This is a genomic window from Prevotella sp. P3-122, assembly GCF_002251365.1.
In the GTDB taxonomy this organism is placed as follows: Bacteria; Bacteroidota; Bacteroidia; order Bacteroidales; family Bacteroidaceae; genus Prevotella.
The window spans coordinates 14,518-32,533 of sequence record NZ_NPJH01000086.1; the positions used below are offsets into that span (position 1 = coordinate 14,518).

Here is an 18,016-nt window from a genome sequence, read left to right on the forward strand (position 1 = left end):
GATACACAACACTTTGCAAAAACTGTTATTTAGTTTCGCTTGCGTACGGCAGTAGGCAGAATGTTGTATCTCGCTTTGAAGCACTTAGCGAAGTAACTGCCGCTGGTATAGCCGCATTTGCCAGCGATGATGTTAATAGAAAGGTCTGTTGTTGTGAGCAGGTGATAAGCGTGCTCCATGCGTATTGTCTTGATGAAATCAGATGGTGTCTGTCCGCATTCTGCCAACATCTTGCGGTAGAGGTTTACTCGACTCATGAACAGAGCCTCCGCAAGCATGTCTACAGTGTAGTTGTCATCTTCGATGTGTTTTTTTACAATGCCTACTGCTTTCTCACGGAATGCGTTGTATGGAGCCGATGCGTGTTTGTCGTCGGTGATGACGCTGCGATACAGCTCCTCGCGTTTCTGCTGTACGAATCGATAGAGGAGAAAAGCACCTGTAATCAGTCCTATACAGAGAACTATGTAGAGTGTATATGCCCACCATGTTTCCCACCATGCAGGCAATCTGTGTATCATCAGCACGCTGCACGGATTACCCCAGATGCCATATTCGTCGGTAGCACGTACTTGTACTTCGTAGTTGCCCTTAGGAAGATTTATAATGCGAAAGGTGTTGTCACCCGTTTTGAGGTTCACCCATTCATCGGTCCATCCATTTATTTTTACGGCAAAGTTCACTTCCGTGGCATTCATATGATTGAATGTTGTAAAACTCAGCGTCACATTACTGCTATTGGCAGCCAGTTCAAGACTTGGCTGTTTTTCTTCGGAATACAAAAAGCCTTTTGTTGATGTCCCGTCATCGGTAGTCACAGTATAGGAACTTACACACACAGGTACTTCCACCGCTCCGTTCAGTCTCTCGTTGGTGGTAAATAGGCATGCACCACCTGCTCCGCCAACGCATACACCGTTTTCGACGGCTGCAACGCAGTGGAAGTTATACATTCCCATACCGCAACTGCTTACTGATATGTCACGGAAGTGTCCCGTGCGAATGCATAGTTCGCGTACATACTGATCAAAGACTATCCACAGATGTCCTTTGTCATCTATCGCCGCATCCTTAACCAGCTGTTTGTCTATATCCACATTGCTCTCCACGAGTTGTGCGAGTTTTTTGTTGCTATTCCACCTGACTTTTGGTGCAAGAGTGGTATTAGAGACCAACTCTTCTGTGTCATTGTTAAGGTCGTAGAGCGAGACATAATGTATATCCTTGTAGATCTTCAGCCGGCCATCAGGTAATAGCTGTATACGGTCAACATACACATCGCTGTAATCTGGGCTTTTTATGTCCAGCTTTTTCGCAGCAGGGCTTGCAAATGCAGTGAATACCGTGAAACTTGGATGATAGCCCGTCATCCAAAGATTGTACTGATGGTCGAGATACAGTCCAAAGACTCCTAATTCGGGATTTTCAGAGTATTGGTATATACAATCGCTCAATATACCTCTGTCTATATTGAAGACCTGCAGTCCGTCGGCTGTTATTGCAAAGAGCAGATTGCGTGTCCTGTCAACAAGTATGTTTTTTGCCTTTATATTATATTGGTATATCACGCGCGAAGTATCCGATTCCGTATAACAGAGTCTTCGGTTGTCGTAACATACCCATTTCTTTCCCTCTGTATCAGGATGAATGATCCTAAAGCGGCCTCTGTAAACAACATTCTTCTTTTTAACTATCTTATGACGTGACGTAACCTCATACGCCACCGAGTCGGATTCTAATAACATATTGCCGTTAGGAAGCAGACTGATGTGCAGAGCACGTGTGTTGCGGAACATATCGTTGAGCGGTCGTATGCTGTAATCGTGCTTGTCGAGTGCATACACGCTTTTTGAGGTTGAAAACCATATCTCACCGTTTGGGGCTTCACACAAGGAGAATATGAGATTGTCTGTAAGTAGAGACGGATGATTCATGTCGCGTCGGAAAACATCAATATGATAACCATCGTCGCGGCATAGGCCTCCTTCCAATGTGGCGTACCACATATAACCTTCGCTGTCCTGAATCACTTCGTTTACGTTCGATACAGGCATCTGCCGTCTTGTGGCAGGCTGCTTGACAACGGGATTGAATGATGACTGTGCCAGACAATCAACCGAAAATATAAAGAGATAAAGTATGAAAATTCTTATTAAATTCCGAATAATCTGCATGGGCATTTTAATGTGTTTTAGATTGCTTTGCTACAAAGTTAATCAATTGAAAGGATAAAATGGATGATTTTATGAAGAATTTCGTTTCATTTTTGGAAAACTTAGTTACATAGCAACGAGATTTTTATTATTCGTAACGGTATTTTCCTATGTGTAGTTGTTGTTTTGTTATTTTTGCAATGCAATAAACAAAACTTTCAATTTAAAACATAAACTACTATGACAAAGAAATGTATCCTTTTCCTGATCTTACTACTACTCTTGCCTGTGGCATCGATGTGGGGATATAAGATGCAGAAGATTTACATCACCCACAGTGGGAAGCAGCGCAGTATGCTCGTTTATACACCAGACAAGCTGCCAGATAACAGTCCGCTTTTTATTACCACGCACGGTATGGGTGGAAGTTCTGAGAATCAGGCAGAGCATGACCTGATGTATGAACTTGTTGATACGGCCAGGTTTGTGATGTGCTATCCGAATGCCGATGGCGACTATTGGGACATAAGTGGCACTAACGACCAGAACTTCATCATAAAGGTGATAGACGAGTGCGCCCAACGCTTTAAGATAAATCGCAATCGGGTTTATTGGTCTGGATTCTCAATGGGGTCCATGCTGTTGTTCCATTGTATGCCAAACATGCTTGACAAGATTGCAGCTTTCGCTCCTACGAGTGGAATTCAGTTCAGTGAAAGTCCTTGGACTAAATGCACCAAGAAGGTTAATGTTATGGAATGCATTGCCTACAACGACAATGCATTCACTTACAGTAAATATAATATCCGGGGATACATGGAAAACTTCGGTATCATGAACAAGTACACCAAGAACGATACCATAACGGGCTATAGGACAAAGAATGGTACGTCATGGTTTGATGGTGACCGTGAAATGTGGATTAACGAGGATACTGGCCATGAAGTAGTGCTCTACTCATATCGCTATAGTGGAAATGGTTCGCACACACCTGTAGCAGAGAATTCGTATGAGATATGGAACTTCTGCAAGCGATTCCAGCTGGGACCTAATATGATTGTTGGTCCGACGCTCGAGGAAGCTATTGCTTCATTCAACGATGCCTTCGCCGTGGCAAATGATATCTACAACAATACCACCGATGATAAATATTCAACTGCAGAGCTGCTCCGTACGGAACTGAAGGAACAAATAGATAAATACAATGGGTTCGAGTCTGCTGACTCTTCTGCTTATTTGGCACCAACCCGTAATCTCACAGAAGCTGCCAACGCACTGACTGTAAGAAAGACCAACCTTGACAACTACTATGCTGCAAGAGAACGCGTGAAGACACTCATAGATCAGTATGCTGATAATCCTGCATGCAACACACGTCCATATTATCTGCGTATGGTTACACTGTATGACTTCTATGATCTATCGCAGCAGAATATGACTAATGACAGCAAACTGGAAACAGCGGCAAAGACGCTCAACGAAACTGCCGATATGTTTGAGAGTGATTTGGAATTCAGCTTGTCAGTCAGAGAGATAAATACATCATCCGACAGTAGGAATATTCCACTCTACGACATCTCAGGCCGTCGTGCAACTGGAAGCGGACTGCGTATTGTGAAGGGAAAGAAGATTTATGTAAAGTAGGCGAAACCTTTGCAAAAACATATCAAACATAAAAACAATATCTACGATGAAACATTTAAAACTTATACTTGCAGCAATACTCCTGATTACCGCATCGAATAGATTGTCTGCTGAAGTTAAATCTTTCGAAGGAGATGCAGACAATTCGTGGACAGCCACTGCCAGCGATGCCTGTGATAATGGCTCAACGATATCCTTCGATGGTATGATGATGACGATTGGTGCTGCCAACGATGGTGTAAACTGGACATGGCATGCGGGCAATGGTGGCCTGCTGCCATCGCAGATGCCGTCAACCGGAGGTAATGCCGGAACTCTCATCACGTCGTTTTCCGAGACAGCTCCTTTTGGCCCACTGCCTACTCACGGTGCCTTCCTAAAGATAGAACCGTCTTCTGTGGGAAAAGTAACTATACGCGGACTTGCATCAAGAAACACGGCACAGCCGCTGATTTTCGTAACCACTCACAGGTCAGACCCCTCAACCATCCTTGCTGCTAAGATAACAGCATGGGATGCAAACGTTAGTCAGTGGGAATACGATGTTGACAATCTCCATACGTATTATTTCTTCCAATTGTCATACCCCGGACAGTTGTCATCATACCGTTTCACACTGAAAGGTGCCTCGTACGAGAAGACAGGTGAGGGTATCAACAATACCCCCGATAAACATAAGGTGGGATACCTCTATAATGGTAATCTGAACACTGACCGCGGTTATCAGTTCCTCGTGTCACAGAACTTGAATGATGTGACGCCGGTTGAGGCTAATAAAGAATTCACAACAGAAGATTTCTCTGCTTTTGAGACTATTGTGATAAGTTCCACAGTGACCAACAGCGATGCCATAGCATCCCTAGGTGAAGTTCGTCCGTTCGTGCCTGTGCTTAATCTCAATCCTGATATCTATGAGAAGTGGGGATACGGCAAGATGGTTAACTCTGGCATAAACTTCGCAACAGTACTCAATCCCGCACATGCACTTTTCAAGGAACTGAATCTTGTTGAAGATCCCAATTCAGATGAAAAATCCTACGTGTTGCCTCTCTGCAGTTATCTCTCTTTCAAAGGTTTGCAATTAAGTGGCATCTTTGCTGATGATCCGGTGTTGGCTGTTGCTTATCAGAACAAGTAAGTCGTGGCTATCCATACCCATAACCTCACTCATAACGGATACATATACCTCCCATATACACAAGACTTACTTGCCGATGCTGTGACACCGGGCATTATAAATAACGCAATAAGTATTCTTTGCAGTTCGAAGAGTCAGCCGGAACCAGCGCCGACTCCTGAGTTCTTGCTCGAATACGCCTATAAGTCAACGATAGTGACTATAACCGATGCTGCTCAAGGTGTGGATATCTTCTATACCCTTGACGGTTCGGAACCTACGGAATCAAGTACCCGTTACACAGGTCCCTTTGCAGTAAGTGAAAACGTTACCGTGAAGGCAGTGGCATGTGGAGAGGGCTTTGTCATGAGTAATACCGGAGTGAAGGATGTCGATATCCGACAGGTATGTCATTTGCCGGTGTTCAACACTGAACATGAGAATGGACGTAGCATCGTGACTATCAGTACAGAAATTCCCGGTGCCCGAATTTACTACAATTATAAAGGTGACTCTGTTGTAAGTCTGAGCTCTCTTTACACGGGACCTATTGTATGCACGAGCAACCGCACCATCTATGCCTTCCAGACATGCGACGGATATATAACATCAAAACTGGCTTCGGAAAATGTCAGTGTTGATAATCCTCATTTACGCATTGATATATTGTCGCAGATGGATGCAAATAAGAATGAGTACTTTGAATGTACAAACGCTGATGATTTTGATGCCAAAAACGGTTGGAGTGTACACTCATGCGGTCAAAGCATCACATGGTTGGATGCTAATCCGACACTTAAGTATGGTGATGCCAGCAACTTCAATCCAGAGACCGTTGAGGATGAAAACATTTATCTGCCGGCAACAAATGGACTGCTGGACCTGGGCAAAAGGAATATATCGGCCTCTGCCAACGCAAAGATTCAGTCAACAACGGCATTTGCAGGGCCATTTGATGTAGTAATGTATATTGCCAATAACAACGGTAATGAATTGTTCAGTGAGGTTGTACGTTCGGAATGGACAGCAACAAGTACCGACGGTTGCAATATGGGCACTTTGCTTCCAATTGAAGGAGCGAAGGTAACGCTTGGCTCGTCAGAAGACAATACATGCAACTGGACATGGCATGCGGGCAATGCTGGTCTGCTGCCTTCACAAATGCCCTCTGTTGATGGCACAGCGGGAACGCTTATCACATCATTTTCGGAAGAGGCTCCTTATGGTAACTTGCCATCGCACGGCGCATTCCTGAAGATAGAGCCTGCGAAAGCTGGTTCGGTGACTATAAGCGGTAAGGCTTCGGCGAGTGCGGACCAGCCTCTGATATTCGTAACATGCGAGAAGAATGCCCCGGACATTATAGTGTCAGCAAAGATTACGGCATGGAATGCAGACGAAAGCAGCTGGACATATAATGTCGATGAAGATCATGTATATTATTTCTTCCAACAGGCATATCCTGAGAAGCTGACAGCTTACCGTTTTACTCTGCGTGGTGTGTTGTTTGAGAGCGTCAGGGATGATGATACATCTTCAACAGATGGTGATGCTATAGTGCCTCAGGTGGCAGTCGAAGTTGCAGCAAGTAGTGCTGCTGATGCAGAATGGACACAGTTGGGCGATGTTATTGAGTTGCCTAAGACTGGCGGTCTGTATAGAATGAGCGTTCGCAGTTATGAGGGTACGGAGCCGGTATTCGTCCGTACACGAATTGTGAACGACGCTCTGCATGCAGGTTTCCTAAATATATATGTTACATATGAAGGTGAAGAGTCAAGACGAATACTTGGGCAGGACCCAGTAGGCATTGACAATGTGGAACTGAAGATATGTCGTTCGGCAGGTATCTATAGTGTGAATGGTGTTCGCTTGAGCAAATTGCAGCGCGGATTGAACATTGTGGTATCTTCTGAGGGAAAGGTTAAAGTTGTTAGGTTATTATGAAGAATTTGAGATATATTGTTATTCTGTTAATGGTGATTGCTGGTACGATACATTTACCGGCAGCGATAGTAGAGTTTGGTAGTGATACACAGACATCGTGGACTGTATCGGCAGGCGATGAATGCAGTAGTGGTTCGACGGTAAGGTTGAATGGTGTTGTTGCTACATTGGGTTCTGCTGCAGACGATGCTGTAAACTGGACATGGCATGCGGGCAACCAAGGTCTGCTGCCGACGCAGATGCCTTCAACGGATGGCACGACAGAGGGGCATTCGTGATGATAAAGCCGACAAAGGCCGGCGCCGTCATCATCAGTGGCAAGGCCTCTGCAAATGCATCGCAACCAATAGTATTCCTGACGTGTGACAAGAATGATCCTTCGACGATCATCTCTGCCAAGATAACGGCTTGGGATGCCGCGACAACAGAGTGGACACAGGAGGTGGATGCAGACCATGTGTACTACTTCTTCCAAGTCGCGTATCCCGGTAAGCTCACGGCGTATCGTTTTACATTGCGTGGCATAGCATTTGATGATAATCCGACGCAGAAGATAACGGTTTATACTATCGGTGACTCAACAATGGCAAACAAGTCAGAGGGCAGCACGGAGCGTGGCTGGGGCATGCTGTTGCCATGGTTTGTTGATGCATCGAAGGCTACTGTGAGCAACCATGCGGTTAATGGTCGCAGTACACTTAGTTTTATTAAAGAAGGACGATGGGATACGGTGTGTAGTGCTCTGAAAGAGGGGGACTTTGTTCTTATTCAGTTTGGGCACAACGACGAGAAAACCGATGGCTCGCTGCATACAGATCCGCAAACGACGTTCAAACAGTATCTCACACGCTTTATCAATGATACACGCAGTAAGGGAGCTACTCCTGTGCTGCTTACCCCTATCGTGCGCAGAATCTTTGGTAGTGACGGAAATATCGAGAGTGAACATGTGGCATACGCAGAGGCAATGCGTGAACTGGCTTCGGAACTCAGTGTCCAGCTAATTGACATGGAGACGTTAAGCAGTCAGTATGAGAATGTCGCTGGTGTGGAAGGCTCGCGCGCTCTTCACGAATACTTCCCAGGCAAGGAGATAGACAATACGCATCTTTGTCAGTTTGGAGCATACATCACTGCCCGTTGCGTGGCTGAGCAGATAGCCATGAACAATGACATAGGCATACCAGTCAATGCTAATCCGCAGACGTTGGCAGGAGCATACTCCTCAACTCTTGACTATGCCCGCCATGCTTTCAGCTTGATTTATCCCGATGAGACGGTTCCCAACACGCTGTCGGCGCTTGATGCCAAGGTCAGAAGATTGAGAAAGGAGGCACGTCAGGCACTTGTCACAGCAGAGAAACCTGCTGATGCCACGTTTGCTGTTACCAATCATGCTTTCACGGAAGGCGACTGCTGGTATAATGCAATTCAGGCTACTTGCCCTATGGGATGGAAGGTGGATAAAGGCGCAGACTATACGGAGATGAGCCAGACCATCACTGATATGCCTGAGGGCACATACGAAGTGTCGGTCAGTGGGGCAGAGGTAAATGCAACGTGTGAAATGATTGACGGCAAGCTGATCATCAGACTGCGTGGCGAGAACGGTTGGAACACACAACTTACAGATGTGCGACTCGCCATTACCGAAGCACATGAGACTGGTGAGAGTGTATCAGTGATAAAAATTGTGGACAGCAAGGATGACGGAACCCTGACCATAGCCGATAATGAGCATATCGCACCTATTGTATTTGATAAAACCGACCATAGCGTTGTGGACATAGCAGCCAAGGCACTCTGTGGCGATGTGAAGATGATCACAAACCTTCAGCCGACAGTTGGTAACGAACTGACGGCAGGTACTACTCCTATCATAGTAGGAACTCTCGGTGGAAGCATATTCATAGATGATCTTGCTAAGATAGGGAAACTTGATGTTGCCGCTATAGAAGGTAAGTGGGAGGCTTATACGCTTCAGGTAGTCAGCAATCCAGCGGAAGGCATAGAGAAGGCGTTGGTAATTGCAGGCAGTACGCCTAGAGGGACGGCATATGGTGTCTTTGAACTGTCGCGTATGATGGGGGTATCACCATGGGTGTGGTGGGCTGATGTAAGGCCTGCATCACGCAGTGCGCTTTATGCTACGGAAGGAATACTTAACGTTGACGAACCTTCTGTCCGCTTCCGTGGAATATTTATCAATGACGAGGACTGGGGATTGGAGCCTTGGGCTGCATCGAATATGGATACTGATATAAAGAATATAGGTCCACGGACATACGAGAAAATATTTGAGTTGCTGTTGCGCTTGCGTGCCAACATTATGTGGCCAGCTATGCATCCATGCAGCACTGCTTTCTGGAAAATAGAAGAAAATCCACAATTGGCGGCGCAGTATGATATTATTCTCGGTTCGAGTCACTGCGAACCTATGCTTCGCAATAATGTGGGCGAATGGACTGCAGGCAGTTCGGCGTATAACTATGCAACGAATCCATCCGGTGTTCAGGAATACTGGCGTCAGCGTGTGGTGGAAAGTAAGAATCAGGATGTGATGTACACGCTGGGAATGCGTGGTGTCCACGATGGTGCAATACAGGGATACAGTGGCGCGGGCAATATCGCTACCGGACTGTCGGAGATTATTTCCTTCCAGCGCAGTCTCATTCATGATATTGTTAACGAGGATGTGACGCAGGTGCCACAGACATTCATTCCGTATAAGGAGGTTCTGGATGCTTACAATGCAGGTTTGAAGGTGCCAGACGATGTAACGTTGACATGGGTTGACGATAATCACGGTTTCATACGCCAGATGCCTACCGATGCAGAGCAGGCTCGTTCTGGCTCTAACGGCATATACTACCATATCAGTTACTGGGGATCGCCGCAGGATTATCTCTGGCTTTCTTCCATCGGCCCGTCGCAAATCAGTTATGAGTTGACGCGTGGTTATCAGCAGGGAATACAGCGCCTGTGGATTATCAACGTGGGAGACATCAAGCCTGCTGAGGCAGAATTGGAGTTCTGTATGGACTTGGCATGGGACATACAAGCATGGGGACCTGTCAAAGCTGCAAGATGGAGCCGCGAATGGGCTGCAAAAACTTTCGGAAATAATGTGGCGGACGAGATTGGGGCAATAAAACAGGAGTATTACCGATTGGCAGCAGCTGGCAAACCGGAGCATGTCTCGTTTGTCACTTATACTAACGAAGAGATAAACCAACGTATTGCTGACTATAAGGCTATTGCCGACCGCGTAGAGGCTGTGAGGGGATGTATTCGTGCTGATTTGCAAGATGCTTTCTTCCAACTTGTGGAATATCCTGTGATGGGGGCCTACCTGATGAATGTTAAGCATCTTCGAGCACGGCAAAGTTTCACAGAGGCAGGCGCAGGACATGGTGTAACAGCGCTGCAATATGCTGCAGAAGCTACTGACGCATATAATGAGATTCAGGTGCTGACAAAGAAATACAATACGGAGATTGCTGGCGGAAAGTGGAATAAAATCATGAGTGCTGCACCACGTGGACAGGCTGCGTTCAGTAAGCCTGCCGTTGCTACTGCTGCAGATGTCAGCCCTGTTGAGGTTGATATTCAGGAAGGTGGATACATCACCGTGCCTGCTGCCTCCTACACCAGTTCCAGCATGTCTGTAAGGTGTATTGACGGTCTTGGTATGCAGTCAAAGGCTGTGTGCGTATGGCCTATGGATCTTACCAGTTACAGCCGGCCCACTGATGCTCCTTACGTGGAGTATTCATTACCTGTCAAGACTGGTGAGAATACCATAACACTTCACTTCCTGCCTACATTCCCACTACATGCCGGATGGACGCTGCGATATGCTACTCAGTTTGTTGATACACAGGCATCACCATCGGTTTTCAGCATTGCAACGACTGCAACATCCAGTGTGTGGAGCCAGAACGTGCTGCGTGGATGGTCTACAGGAAAGAGCCTTTCCTATGAGGCAACTACCGATGAGATCGTAAAACTGCGGGTTTACCTTATGGATCCGGGTATTGCTCTGTGTGAAATAGCCATAGAACAGCCTGCTGATGCCACTCTGACCGAGAAGTATATGGTGAATGCAGACTTTGAACTGTCGGAGAAAGGGGTAGTGAATACTGGTGGCGCTACGGTGAGGGGCGTACCTTATGGATGGAGTACGAACAAGGATTTCCCTGGCAACTCACGTGGCATTAACAGTGATGGTGCGAACAAGCATGGCGACAACTCTTGCTGGTTCTATAACAAACCAATGCCAAGTGACTTTGAACTCTATCAGGTTATCAGTAATTTGGAACCAGGGCACTATCGTCTCAGTTGTCGTCTGGGGTGTAAATCAGGTTTCCTGGGAACTTTGAGAATGTTTGCAGACCAAAATGTGCAGTATTTTGGCAAGGAGTCAGACTATGCCACAAGTGTGTTTACCCAGGGAGAACATAACACCTTCGCTGCTCATGCTGGAACATCCGACTATAACACGCTGCAGAATATGTATGTAGACTTTGATGTTACCAGTGCTTCTGATGTACGTGTTGGTATTCGTACCGGCAATAAGATGGCAAGTGGCGGCACAGACAACTCTGGTGAGACAGGTACCTTCCGTGTAGATTATTTCCAACTCTATTATCTTGGCAATGTTGAGAATGGAATTAGTTCTCCTGTCTATCAATTGCCTGGTAAAACCATCCCGTACAGCCTATCTGGTTATCCGGTAGCAAACCCACAGAATGGTATTTACGTAATAAATGGGCGTAAAGTGGTGATAAATCAGGGAGAGTAAGAGTAATCTGCAGGCTACCTGTTGTTATAACGCTGTTTAAGGACTAAGGGCTAAGGTCTAAGGTTTAGACTATAGCCCTTAGTCCTTAGCCCTTAGTCCTTAGCCCTTAGTCCTTTATCCTTTATATGAAATTAATATTAAAGAATGCCGTTTTTGGTTTAATATTAATGTCTTTATCATCTTTTTTTCTTATCTTTGCACGGGTACGCTGCCTATAATGGTGGCTGTAGCTTATAGGTAGAGCCTTTTGAAGGCTTTTGTTTGAATTTTTATGGATTTAATTTATGATTTGGACAATTGTAATAGGAATAGTCGCAGGCGCGATAGCTGGCAAGATTATGAAACATAACAACCAGGGCTGCCTTGTCGACCTGCTGCTGGGTATTGTTGGAGGATGGGTCGGAGGCAACGTCCTTGGGTGGCTTGGAGTGTCGTGGGATGGAACCATCGGGCAGATAGGAACTGCCGTGGTGGGTGCCGTTCTGGTATTATGGATTTGGGCTAAGATAAAATGATACAAGCGGCATTGATTCTCGGTCTGGCTATACCCGTTATGGGTACCGTGCTTGGTTCTGCGTGTGTGTTTCTTGTTGGCGACAAGATGCCGGCACGGGCACAGAAGGCGATGCTTGGCTTCGCATCGGGAGTGATGGTGGCGGCATCGGTATGGTCGCTGCTCATTCCGTCTCTCGACATGAGCGAGGGTAGCGTAGTCCAGGCTACTGTGGGATTTTTAGCGGGTATGGCATTCCTGCTGCTCATCGACATGCTTATCCCTCACGTCCATGCAGGCGAGGACAAGCCCGAGGGCGTAAGGGCGCATCTTTCACGCACGACAATGCTCGCTCTTGCCGTCACCATCCACAACTTGCCGGAGGGTATGGCGGTAGGGGTAGTGCTCTATGGAGCCATGACCTCTGGAATGGATATTCCCGTGGCTGCTGCTCTGGCCATGTCCATCGGTATTGCCATACAGAACATCCCTGAGGGCGCGATAGTGTCCATGCCTATGAGGGCGGCAGGCAACAGCAGAAAGCGCAGCTTCGCAATAGGGGCCTTGAGCGGACTCGTAGAGCCTGTAGGTGCACTGCTCGTCATTATGCTGGCTTCTGTCATGACATCCATGCTTCCTTATGCGCTGGCATTCGCAGCAGGTGCCATGCTCTATGTGGTAGTAGAGGAACTCATACCAGAGGCTTCCGAACATCCGCACAGCAATCTAAGCACCATTGGCTTTGCCGCTGGCTTTGTGCTGATGATGGTTCTCGACGTGGTACTCGGTTAAATATATATATAATAAGGTGTAATTTATATATCTCAACTAATAAACGGAAAAAAGAACTTGTATGCGCTTTAGAATACTTGCTGCATTTTTGGCTTTTATGGTTCTCTGGCCATTGTCAACCGTGGCTGATGTCTGGACGGTAGACAATCTTGAGATGGTTCATCTAAAGGACAGGACTAAATATGTCTGTGACCCTGACGGACTGTTGTCTGTGGCATGCCGTGACTCGGCCGACAAGGTGCTCGATTCCCTACGCAGGGGATGCGGCATACAGTCGGTGTTTGTCATCGTCAACAGGGTGAAGAGTGGTGATACCTATAGGCTTGCACAGGACTTGGGCAACAAGTATGGCGTGGGCGACAAGAATACACGCCGCGGACTCGTCATAGTGATTGCCGTGAAGGACAAAAGATATACCGTCTCAACGGGACAGGGACTGGAGGGCGACCTTACAGACGTGGAGTGTGACAGGCTTGCAAGAGCGTATATCATACCGAACATGAAGGCCAATAACTCCGACGGAGCCGTTCTCGCAACATCGCAGGCTTTGCTCGCAAAGTTCAAGACGGGAAAGTTGCCTCTGCCTAAAGATACGGAAGGCGAGGAGATGACGCAGGGGGACTGGATATCCATCATCATATTGCTTATACTGTTCTTTAGCATACCTTTGTTCTTATTCATTCAGTTCGTCCTGCTGCAGATGGGCATTCTCAAGAAACCATGGGTGGACATCAAGAAGTTAAACAACAATAACCGTAACCGACGCAATGACAGGGATGACTTCCCACCGTTCATATTCATGGGGGGTGGCGGCTCCAGAGGCGGTGGCGGACCTATAGGCGGAAGCTTCGGAGGAGGTACGTTCGGCGGAGGTGGCTCAAGCGGGGGCTGGTGATAGCAACTCCCTTAGTCCTTAGTCCTTCGCCCTTTGACCTTCGCCCTTCGCCCTTAGTTCTTCGACCTTTGTCCTTAGTCCTTCGCCCTTAGTCCATAGATTATAATAACTCTAAATAAAATTCCAACATGAAGAAAAGTACTATTATCATTATCGGTGTTATTGTCATTGCCGTTCTGTGGTGCATCTCTGCATACAACGGTATGGTTACAAAACAGGAGGGTGCCACCACGGCTCTTGCTGATGTTCAAGCTACCTATCAGAGACGTGCCGACCTGCTGCCAAACTTGACAAAGACTGTCAAGGCGTATGCGGCTCACGAGAAGGAAACTTTCGATGCCGTAACCAAGGCAAGGGCTGAGGCTACGCAGATAAAACTTGATGCAGAGAACATGACTCCTGAGAAGTTCGCCGCTTTCCAAAAGGCGCAGGGCAATGTCGCTTCAGCGCTTGGAAGGCTCATGGCAATAGCTGAGAATTATCCTGAGCTGAAGGCCAACGAGAATTTCCGTGAACTGCAAGTACAGCTCGAGGGCACGGAGAACCGCATCAACGAGGCAAGGCAGAAATATAATGCCGCCGTGCAGACTTACAACCAGACAGTAAGGACCATGCCAAATGCACTCGTGGCAGGACTCTTCGGCTTCGAGAAGATGGAGAAGTTCGAGGCTGCTGCTGGAGCTGAGAAGGCACCCGAACTGGACCTCTGAAAGGTGAAAGTCTATTGTTTATAGATACATTTTATGGGAAGAGTATGCTCCATCAAACTGGTGCATACTCTTTTTGTTATTGCAAATATTCTCGTATGCACAATAATACAACGTCACGTCCGTTCAAATAATAAACAATCTACTGAAACAAATGAAGTGTATAGTTTGGTTATTACTGACATTTATTTTCTCTACAACAGCTTTCGCACAGTCTTTCAGGCAGGAGTTTGGTGCTCCGCGTAAAAATTTCGCAGAGGTAATGGTTGTCCCCGACCATGCGGATTGCTGCTACATGCTCGGACAGCAATCTTCACTACGCATAATAGCGCAGCGGGGTGGCGTGCCAGTAGACGGAGTAGTAGTAAGGTATCGGGTAGGACCAGAGATGTTTCTCCCCGAGCATGCAGATTCTACAGTTTTTCGTAATGGTGAGGCCGTTATAAATATCGGCACTATGGCAGAGCCGGGATTTATGGCGTGCAATTATGAGTTCATACTCGATGGCAAGCGGTATCGCGACTTGCATAAGGTGGCCTATGAGCCGGAACGTATCAGAACGTTTACTGATATGCCATCCGATTTTGATACTTTCTGGGACAAGACGCTGAAGAAGGTAAGGACGGTTGACTTGCAGCCTGAGTACTATGATGTCCCCGAAGCGTCTGATGACAAGATGGAGACGAAGCTCGTGAGGCTGCGTGTTGGTATGGACAAGTGGATATACGGCTACCTAACTCGTCCTCTTGACGGCAAACGGCATCCTGTAGTGCTGGTGCCGCCAGGTGCTGGCAGCAACAAGATATTCCCTTCTGATTATTTTCCTAAAATGGGGATGATATACATGAAGATTGAGATTCATGGCAACGACCAGCGCCTGCCCGACTCTGTGTATGATGCCGTCCGCAAGCAAAACTGCTCAGGATATACTGGCAGAGGCATCGCTGCGAGGGAGTCATATTATTATAAAGATGTGTATGTCGGATGTGCGAGGGCGGTCGACTTCCTGTGCTCGCTGCCCGACTGGGATGGCAAGAACGTTATCGTGACAGGAGGCTCGCAGGGAGGTGCTCTGACTCTTGTCACGGCAGCCTTGAACGATAAGGTAACGATGTGTGCGCCCTTTTATCCTGCTCTCTGCGACTTGCTGGGGTTCCATCACAATAGGGCAGGGGGATGGCCGAAGTTCTTCTCGAAGTTCTATGGTGATGGAGACCTCGGCGTTCCTGATGATAAGGCTGCCGAAACCCTACGCTATTTCGATGTCGTGAACTTTGCCAGGAGCGTAAAAGTCCCAGTGTTCATGAGCTGGGGATATAGCGATGATACTTGCTCGCCGACCTCCGTGTGGGCGGCATGGAATGAGATCTCGGCTTCCAAAGTTAAGGATGTCACCCCCACCAGCGGACATTGGAGGTTCGCAAGCAGCCAGGAGAAATGTGCAGCATGGATGTTGGGACTGCTGAAGTGATGATAACTTTGAACATAAGATAAATATAATGAGAAATTTATTATTCACAAGCCTCATTGCCCTGGCCGGGATGGTTTCTACCATAGCTTATGCCGATGGCGATAAGACTCCGCAGTATATACTGCACGAAGTGAAAGCTCCTTTCGACATGGAGCCTGTAAAGGAATACGTATTTCCGGACAGGAAATTCCCCATCAACAAGTATGGGGCCAAACCTGGAGGCACGTTCGACAATACTAAGGCCATAGCCAAGGCTATCGACAAATGCAATAAGGCTGGTGGTGGAGTCGTAGTGGTGCCCGCAGGAGTGTGGTTCACAGGTCCCATCCACCTGAAGAGCAATGTCAACCTTCGTCTTGAGGAAGGCGCCGTAGTAGAATTTTCTGACAACAGTAAAGATTACCTGCCTGCCGTACAGACATCATGGGAGGGATTGGAGTGTTTCAACTACTCTCCTTTGGTATATGCTTTCGGCTGCAACAACATCGCAATAACAGGCAAGGGAAAACTCCAGCCGCGCATCAAAGGATGGACACCTTGGTTCAAGCGCCCGAAGGAGCATCTCGAGGCTTCAAAGCAACTATACACATGGGGCTCTACAGATGTGCCGGTGGAGCAACGCCAGATGGCGGTAGGCGAGAATAACATGAGACCTCATCTCGTACACTTTAACAGATGCTCGAATATCCTGCTCGACGGCTTTAGCATCAATGGCGCACCATTCTGGACAATACATCTCTTTCTGTGCAATGGGGGGATAGCGCGCAACCTCAATGTCTATGCGCACAACCATAACAACGACGGCATAGACCTTGAAATGACAAAGAACGTGCTCGTTGAGAATTGTCAGTTCGACCAGGGCGACGATGCTGTAGTCATTAAGTCGGGACGTAACAGGGACGCATGGCGCGTGGGACAGCCTACAGAAAACGTTGTGGTGCGCAATTGCAAGATAGTAAAAGGACATTGCCTGCTTGGCATCGGAAGCGAGATGAGTGGAGGCGTAAGGAATATATTGATGGAAAACTGCGAGGCTACCGACAGCGTCTTCAGAATGATGTATCTTAAAACCAATCATCGGCGCGGTGGCTTCATCCACCATGTCTATATGCGAAACTGTCATGGAACATGCGCAGGACGCCTCTTCGAGATTGATACCGATGTACTCTATCAGTGGAAAGACCTCGTGCCCACTTACGAGACACGCATAACAGATATCCATGACATCTTCATGGAAAATTGTAACATCAAGAGAACGGATGCAATATACGAGATAAAGGGCGATGCACGTAAGCCTATACGTGACATTTACTTGCGTAATATAAATGTCGGTACTGTCCATAAGTTCATCAACAAGTCATCAAATACATTCAATGTGGTGTCTGAAAACATGCACTACGACAATACCGCTTTTTAGATATTAACATAGGATGCGTGTATCGGTAATACCCTTAAAACATACGAGGGTGTGACAATTACTACATATTTTGGAAGAACCATATATAATAATGTATAGCCTCCCATCCTTCCGTTTTTTCGGTTGATTTAAGTCAAGAGAGCGTGAAAATATGCGTTTTTCTTAAAAAAGTTCGTGGAAAAGTTTGGCTGTTTCGTGGAAAAGCAGTACTTTTGCATCCGCTTTCGAGAACACCGCCGCTTGCGGCAGTTCTGTGAGAAGTAAGAAAGAGTTCTTTGAAAAGATTACATAGACAGAGAAGTAGTACAAGAAGCGAGTGCCGCGTCTTTCCGATTTTATTGGGAAGTATGAGGTACTTGGGTAAACGAACCGTTCTATTCTTTAGAGATTAGATTAAGACAGGTGTAAATCAAGGAGCATCCGGCTTGGGACAAGACAATTCGGCCGTATTTATATGCGGTCAAGATGATATTTTACAATGGAGAGTTTGATCCTGGCTCAGGATGAACGCTAGCTACAGGCTTAACACATGCAAGTCGCGGGGCAGCATTCACTTAGCTTGCTAGGTGAGATGGC

12 protein-coding genes are annotated in these 18,016 nt (G+C 46.9%); 11 read left to right on the forward strand and 1 reads right to left on the reverse strand.

Annotated features, from left to right (window positions below; translation table 11 throughout):
* Positions 1–29 precede the first annotated feature (29 nt).
* Positions 30–2,054, reverse strand: coding sequence for a helix-turn-helix domain-containing protein (locus CIL02_RS13960; RefSeq protein ID WP_170935108.1), 2,025 nt, complete (start codon positions 2,052–2,054; stop codon positions 30–32).
* Between the two features lie 339 nt (positions 2,055–2,393).
* Here CIL02_RS13960 and CIL02_RS13965 point away from each other — a divergent pair, with 339 nt between their 5' ends.
* The 11 genes from CIL02_RS13965 to CIL02_RS14010 all read left to right on the forward strand — a co-directional run bounded on the left by CIL02_RS13965 (position 2,394) and on the right by CIL02_RS14010 (position 17,440).
* Positions 2,394–3,797 (forward strand): PHB depolymerase family esterase, encoded by a 1,404-nt coding sequence (locus CIL02_RS13965; protein WP_141210249.1) that lies wholly within the window; start codon positions 2,394–2,396, stop codon positions 3,795–3,797.
* A gap of 46 nt (positions 3,798–3,843) precedes the next feature.
* Positions 3,844–4,935 (forward strand): hypothetical protein, encoded by a 1,092-nt coding sequence (locus tag CIL02_RS13970; protein WP_094402636.1) that lies wholly within the window; start codon positions 3,844–3,846, stop codon positions 4,933–4,935.
* Positions 4,936–5,016: 81 nt separating this feature from the next.
* Positions 5,017–6,861 (forward strand): chitobiase/beta-hexosaminidase C-terminal domain-containing protein, encoded by a 1,845-nt coding sequence (locus tag CIL02_RS13975; RefSeq protein WP_256387563.1) that lies wholly within the window; start codon positions 5,017–5,019, stop codon positions 6,859–6,861.
* Positions 6,858–7,139, forward strand: coding sequence for a hypothetical protein (locus tag CIL02_RS16150; RefSeq protein WP_141210250.1), 282 nt, complete (start codon positions 6,858–6,860; stop codon positions 7,137–7,139). The genes CIL02_RS13975 and CIL02_RS16150 overlap by 4 nt, the downstream gene beginning before the upstream one ends.
* Complete coding sequence (locus tag CIL02_RS13980) at positions 7,064–11,665, forward strand: glycosyl hydrolase 115 family protein (RefSeq protein WP_094402639.1); 4,602 nt, start codon at positions 7,064–7,066, stop codon at positions 11,663–11,665. The genes CIL02_RS16150 and CIL02_RS13980 overlap by 76 nt, the downstream gene beginning before the upstream one ends.
* Positions 11,666–11,949: 284 nt before the next feature.
* Positions 11,950–12,180, forward strand: a complete 231-nt coding sequence (locus CIL02_RS13985; RefSeq protein ID WP_021991884.1) for a GlsB/YeaQ/YmgE family stress response membrane protein — start codon at positions 11,950–11,952, stop codon at positions 12,178–12,180.
* Positions 12,177–12,950 carry a ZIP family metal transporter gene (locus CIL02_RS13990; RefSeq protein ID WP_094402641.1) on the forward strand — a complete coding sequence of 258 codons (774 nt, stop codon included), beginning with the start codon at positions 12,177–12,179 and terminating at the stop codon, positions 12,948–12,950. The genes CIL02_RS13985 and CIL02_RS13990 overlap by 4 nt, the downstream gene beginning before the upstream one ends.
* A gap of 61 nt (positions 12,951–13,011) precedes the next feature.
* On the forward strand, positions 13,012–13,845 hold the full coding sequence (locus CIL02_RS13995) for a YgcG family protein (protein ID WP_094402643.1): 834 nt from the start codon (positions 13,012–13,014) through the stop codon (positions 13,843–13,845).
* Between the two features lie 128 nt (positions 13,846–13,973).
* Positions 13,974–14,555 (forward strand): LemA family protein, encoded by a 582-nt coding sequence (locus tag CIL02_RS14000; protein WP_094402644.1) that lies wholly within the window; start codon positions 13,974–13,976, stop codon positions 14,553–14,555.
* 151 nt (positions 14,556–14,706) lie between these two features.
* Positions 14,707–16,023, forward strand: coding sequence for an acetylxylan esterase (locus tag CIL02_RS14005; RefSeq protein WP_094402646.1), 1,317 nt, complete (start codon positions 14,707–14,709; stop codon positions 16,021–16,023).
* Between the two features lie 28 nt (positions 16,024–16,051).
* Complete coding sequence (locus CIL02_RS14010; protein WP_371589517.1) at positions 16,052–17,440, forward strand: glycoside hydrolase family 28 protein; 1,389 nt, start codon at positions 16,052–16,054, stop codon at positions 17,438–17,440.
* Positions 17,441–18,016: the final 576 nt, after the last annotated feature.

Bases quoted from the DNA above. Each gene is read 5' to 3' on its own strand.
- CIL02_RS13965 (WP_141210249.1), top strand. From the start codon at position 2,394: ATGACAAAGAAATGTATCCTTTTCCTGATCTTACTACTACTCTTGCCT.
- CIL02_RS13970 (WP_094402636.1), top strand. From the start codon at position 3,844: ATGAAACATTTAAAACTTATACTTGCAGCAATACTCCTGATTACCGCA.
- CIL02_RS14005 (WP_094402646.1), top strand. From the start codon at position 14,707: ATGAAGTGTATAGTTTGGTTATTACTGACATTTATTTTCTCTACAACA.
- CIL02_RS13995 (WP_094402643.1), top strand. From the start codon at position 13,012: ATGCGCTTTAGAATACTTGCTGCATTTTTGGCTTTTATGGTTCTCTGG.
- CIL02_RS16150 (WP_141210250.1), top strand. From the start codon at position 6,858: ATGAAGAATTTGAGATATATTGTTATTCTGTTAATGGTGATTGCTGGT.
- CIL02_RS13960 (WP_170935108.1), bottom strand. From the start codon at position 2,054: ATGCCTGTATCGAACGTAAACGAAGTGATTCAGGACAGCGAAGGTTAT.
- CIL02_RS13990 (WP_094402641.1), top strand. From the start codon at position 12,177: ATGATACAAGCGGCATTGATTCTCGGTCTGGCTATACCCGTTATGGGT.
- CIL02_RS14010 (WP_371589517.1), top strand. From the start codon at position 16,052: ATGAGAAATTTATTATTCACAAGCCTCATTGCCCTGGCCGGGATGGTT.
- CIL02_RS13980 (WP_094402639.1), top strand. From the start codon at position 7,064: ATGGCATGCGGGCAACCAAGGTCTGCTGCCGACGCAGATGCCTTCAAC.
- CIL02_RS14000 (WP_094402644.1), top strand. From the start codon at position 13,974: ATGAAGAAAAGTACTATTATCATTATCGGTGTTATTGTCATTGCCGTT.
- CIL02_RS13985 (WP_021991884.1), top strand. From the start codon at position 11,950: ATGATTTGGACAATTGTAATAGGAATAGTCGCAGGCGCGATAGCTGGC.